We start from the raw sequence: 746 nt of genomic DNA, 5'->3' as shown, positions 1-746 counted from the left end.
TCTGGCGGCGTTTACTGGAAAACTCACTGTCGGCAAAAGTCAGTTGCTGGCTCATCCGGTTACTCATTCTGGGTTCAGGTTACAACACGATGATCTCACATCTCGGACTTATTCGCACCTTCCTTAACTTTCTGCCAGCTAACAGCCGAAAGACTTTTTTCGTTGTGGACGTTCTATGCGCATGAAAAAAACAGCATCTGCGAGGCAGATCATTAACTTTAAAAATGAAGAGTCAGATTCTCATGGCAAATACCGTATAATTATCGCGGGCATATTAAAATTAAACGTAAGGGAGTTTTTATGGATTCCAAAAAAACTGTTTCGTATCGTGTAACCAACTGTGAAAATTGCACTTTTACTGGAAACATGTCGTATGGTTCAGATGTTGGTTTTGAAATCACCGACTCCAAAGGAATAATAGCCAACGAAAATAGACATTATTCTGAACAAGTATTAAATGCTTATCATGAAACCATGAAGCTAGTTCATGAATCTAGCAATGAGATCATCGAAAAAGTTGGCAATAAAAATCATAATGAAATCATTAAATTGCTAGATGGCATGGTTCGATCTCAGTCCAAATCTCCTCTGGAATACATGGAGATGCTAGTTTCATTAGGGAAGTTGCGATTAAGTGGTCCGCAGCTCCCGATATGACGCCCCAAACCGTCCTTTATCGACGTCCTGTGGCTCAATTTTCCAATTTTCAGCCCAAAATCGTCTCTTCGTGGCTGATTTTGGCCCTG

The 746-nt window shown here is 40.6% G+C and carries 1 protein-coding gene; it reads left to right on the top strand.

Going from position 1 to position 746, the window contains the following annotated elements; genetic code table 11:
- Positions 1 to 300: 300 nt before the first annotated feature.
- Complete coding sequence (locus ACOTXT_RS22475; RefSeq protein WP_421625479.1) at positions 301 to 657, top strand: hypothetical protein; 357 nt, start codon at positions 301 to 303, stop codon at positions 655 to 657.
- Positions 658 to 746: the final 89 nt, after the last annotated feature.

The sequence above is a fragment of the Enterobacter cloacae complex sp. IR5422 genome (genome assembly GCF_049238165.1).
GTDB lineage: Bacteria > Pseudomonadota > Gammaproteobacteria > Enterobacterales > Enterobacteriaceae > Enterobacter > Enterobacter roggenkampii.
Note: the sequence above shows the minus strand (reverse complement) of the source record. Positions and strands in the feature narration are given on the sequence as shown.